4 protein-coding genes are annotated in these 3,992 nt (G+C 44.1%); all 4 read right to left on the reverse strand.

The window, feature by feature from the left end; genetic code table 11:
• Nucleotides 1-2,699 (reverse strand): HD domain-containing phosphohydrolase (locus JF818_RS12295; protein ID WP_198892289.1); only part of this gene is annotated, 2,699 nt, incomplete at its 3' end.
• A 367-nt stretch (nt 2,700-3,066) separates the two neighbouring features.
• Complete coding sequence (locus tag JF818_RS12300) at nt 3,067-3,459, reverse strand: PIN domain nuclease (RefSeq protein WP_198892290.1); 393 nt, start codon at nt 3,457-3,459, stop codon at nt 3,067-3,069.
• Entirely contained in the window at nt 3,456-3,650 is a 195-nt protein-coding gene (locus JF818_RS12305; RefSeq protein WP_198892291.1) for a type II toxin-antitoxin system VapB family antitoxin, read from the reverse strand. The genes JF818_RS12300 and JF818_RS12305 overlap by 4 nt, the downstream gene beginning before the upstream one ends.
• Before the next feature lie 257 nt (nt 3,651-3,907).
• On the reverse strand, nt 3,908-3,988 hold the full coding sequence (locus JF818_RS16705) for a hypothetical protein (protein WP_370570337.1): 81 nt from the start codon (nt 3,986-3,988) through the stop codon (nt 3,908-3,910).
• Nucleotides 3,989-3,992: the final 4 nt, after the last annotated feature.

A 3,992-nucleotide genomic window follows, 5' to 3' on the forward strand; every position in this document is an offset into this window, starting at 1 on the left:
CCTCCTTTGCGTAATGCATCGATGGCTTTTTTCTCTGCCTGCTTCGAGGGGCCCTCCCTATCAATAATACGTTCATATGCTTCGATGATGCAGAGGATTCTCGAGATGAATGGAATCTGGTCACCCTTGAGACCTCGAGGATACCCACTTCCATCCCAATGTTCATGATGCCCATATACATATTCAGCAAGATCGAGTGTATCATCAAAAAGACTCAGGATTCGATATCCTATGGCAGGGTGTTGCTGTTTCTCTTCTATCTCACTTTCGGATAAATTCTTTTCTGATAGAATCTTGTTGTCCAATGTTACTTTCCCTATATCATGCAGATATGCTGAACGTTTCAACACATTGGTTTCAGCCTCGGAAAGTCCTAGAACAGAAGCAAATCTCCCGGCAAGTTCCCTGACATTCTGAGCGTGTTCCTTCTCCCGTGAACTTCTATTGTAGAGAGCCTCCTGCAGTGTTTTGAGAATTTCCCTGCTTCTGGTGGTCTTGTTTTTTGTCTTGTCCTGATACATGCGGTTCTCGGAATTCATCATGATTTCTGTGAAGGATTGATTTGCATATTCCTTGGTATCGCTGCCCAAGGAGAGGCTGCAACGCATCGAAGCAACGTGCATTGCAGAAGATTGCGATGTAATTTGCTCCATAATGGTCTGCGTTTCATCTCTCGAGGTACGAGGAAGAACCATGATAAACTCATCTCCTCCCAGTCGGGCGGAAAATCCTGCTTGTGGACAGGCTTTCTTGAAACTGTCTGCCGATTTCTTGATCAATGCATCACCAGCCCAATGACCAAAGATGTCGTTGGTCATTTTCAAGCCATTGATGTCAGCAAAAATAAGGGAGAGGGGTAGATTTTCAAGTGTATCAAAAAGAGGGTAGTGCTCTTCAAAATAGTTTCTGTTGTACAAACCGGTCAATGAGTCATGGTATCGAAGATACTCGACCTGTCGTTCCTTCTCCCTTCTTTCTGTGATATCGGAAAAGGTGATAACTCCACCAACTACCTTGTCCTCTCTCATCTGTGGGGAAACTTGGTAGGAAACGGGGAAGGCGGTACCGTCCTTTCTCCAGAACACTTCATTATCTGCAATAAAGCATGTACTCTCTTGAAAAGATTTGAAGATTCGACAGGATTCTATGGGGAATGGCTGACCGTTCTCCATGGTATGATGAATCTGTTCATGCATATTCTTCCCTAAAAGCTCTTCATACCGGTCATAGCCGAGCATATCCAGTGCGCTCTTGTTGCAAAATGTACATTTGTCTTCGGTATCGATGCCATAGATCCCTTCTGCTGAAGAGTTCAGGATCAGGGTAAGTTGGTCACGGCTCTCTTGGAGTTCCTGGGTACGCATATGCACTTCTTGTTCAAGATTGTTGAATAGTTGCTGCAAGGTATCGGCTACATCATTCAAGCTGGTGGCTATTTGTCCAATCTCATCATTACGCCTAATGGGTACTCGTTTTGACAGGTCACCCAAGGCGAGAGCCTTGGTGACATTCAGGAGCTCCTCAACTGGTTTTAACATATGTGCAGTAAGAAAATGATAGATTACCACAATTATGATAATGGCGAACATAATGAGGAGGGTAGTGGTAATGATGCTTTCATTCACTTGATCCAGAAGGAATCCACCAGGAACAACGGAAATGACAATCCAATCTATACCTTCAGCCTTGTATCCTCGCATGGATGCATACATGTGCTGGGTGCGTCTCATGTAGGACAATTGCACTTGCTCAGAATCTTTGAACTCTTCCCATGCCTTCCTGATAGATTCATCTCCTATTTGGTCAATGCTTTTTCGATGAAACGAACCATCAACCTGCACCGTGAAATTGGACGAACCCAGGGAGTTGGCGATTAGGAGTCCACTTTCTCTCTCTACAATGATTGCATATCCATTGAATGGTTTTACTGCCATCTCCAAGAATTCCCCGATTCCAGAGAGGAGCAAATGGGTTCCCATGACGCCTTGTACCTTGTTGTTGCTATCGTAGACGGGAATTGCTGCCGATACTGTCAGGTCTTCCATTACGAAGTGCTTGTATGGTGGAGAGAACGCGATACCTCCAGCCTCAATGGCTGCTTGATACCAAGGACGTATACGAGGATCGAACTGCCCCTTCTTTTCTGCAAGTTCCTTTGCCCTCAGATCTGGGCCCACTGTGTAGTACCAAGAGTTCCCTCCAGTGGAGGCGTCATTTCTCATTATCTCAATGAGACCATCCTTATTTCTACGAGCACCATAGTAGTACCCATCTTCTGTTCCATAGCTGAAGCTGTAGATCTTGTCATCAAAGGCCTGCAAGGCACCGACAAAGTACTGTTCTCGTTTCCCGATATCTTGGATATCGAGGATTCCGTCACGAATAAGTTTATGGTTGGTCTCATTGAGAGAAGCCGCTTCATCCATGAAGGAGGTGACTTGTTGGTGGATCTGCTTGTCGATGTTGTCTGCGATTCGAGCCATCGTGGCTTCGGCGGAGCTATGCCAACGGGAGAAGATGATATAGGCGATGCTTGTAGCAGCAACAATCATGATGAGGACAAACACAGTGATTATGAGATTTCTTATCGGCATGGTGTGCTTGTGCATTGCAATATCCTTTTCCTGTGACTCGTGAAAGTCCTTGTTCATATCCCTTTGTTCTACTCCCTCTGTTGTTGGGAGCAAAAACTTGATCATGGTTGCTCAAGTGTAAAGTACCCGTGTCACAATACAGAGATACAAGAATAATTTCATTTCCAAATCCAAAGGCAAGCAGGCATGAGTGATTTTGTAAAGAAGGTGACTTGAAGCTCTCTGTACCAGTATCATCTATATGAATAAATTTTCAAGACATTCCAGACTCGTTATACACCAATTCCATTAATTCCTACCATAGGGTCTCCCCCACGGGACAAAAGGGCACCGTATTGCTATGGGGTTGTTTTGGTATACACATTCTTGTGGACACGAGCTCGATTTAAAGACACTTTTACAGTGGCTGCGACCATTACTGGTGTCCAAATTCATTCAGCTTACCATCAGTAGTGAGCATGCTGGTGCAACATTAGTGTTTTACTTGCAAACCAAGAATCTCTTTCATCGGTTCAAAATCCCCGTCATTGTGAAGCAGCTCAAATCCATGTTCAATGCAAAACGTTGCTATAAGAACATCGATGGTCTTACGAACGGTAATACCTTTCTTTCTTAGCAACCGGAAGTTCTCTGCCGCCTTGATGGCCATCTCCTTTCCGGCAAAGTCATAATACTCAAGTGAGTCCATAAGCATCCTGGCAGTTTTGAACTGTTTGTTGTCCCGAAATCCTTGGAGAAACTCCACCATTATCACATCACCTGTAACAACTCGACTCTCCTGTAATTCTTTGTCCAGGATATCAGTTTGGGCTGTATGCACTCCATTCACATAGTCAATCCAGACAGAGGTATCTACGACGATCATACGTCGGTCCTCATTGCATCAAGGTCTCCTTCCCAAGATAACTTACCCCTGAGTTCCCGGATCTTTTCTTGCTTCTTCATGATAATGAGGAGTTTCAATGCTTGTTCCACGGCTTCTTTCTTCGTTTTGCAGCCTGAAATCATCAAAGCCTCGCTCATCAGCCGATCATCAATGACGATATTCGTCCGCATCGCAGCCTCCTGGGTAATATGTGTATAAATATTAGATATCATACACATCATCCCCAAAAGCGTCAATCTTATTGCTTTGTTTGGATAAGAACTGTTGTTTCATAATCATCGCCTTATACTCTAATAATGTTTCTATCGGTTGGTCTGTACCTATGAGCATTTCATAAGAAAACCAGGTGCAAGCCAAAAACCAGTAGAGAAAATTTGGTTTTGTGGCAACCGAAAGGAGCTTGCACCTGGTAATTTTCATTTCTTCTTTAGAACAGATTACCCTCCAGCATCGATAAATACCCCTCTTCGCTGAAGATTAAATGGTCCAGTACCTTAATACCCAGGATATCC

The organism is Sphaerochaeta sp. S2 (assembly GCF_016406725.1).
Taxonomy (GTDB): Bacteria; Spirochaetota; Spirochaetia; order Sphaerochaetales; family Sphaerochaetaceae; genus Sphaerochaeta.

Excerpts from the sequence above, each read along its gene's own strand:
- JF818_RS12300 (WP_198892290.1), bottom strand. The coding sequence starts at position 3,459 with ATGATCGTCGTAGATACCTCTGTCTGGATTGACTATGTGAATGGAGTG.
- JF818_RS12305 (WP_198892291.1), bottom strand. The coding sequence starts at position 3,650 with ATGCGGACGAATATCGTCATTGATGATCGGCTGATGAGCGAGGCTTTG.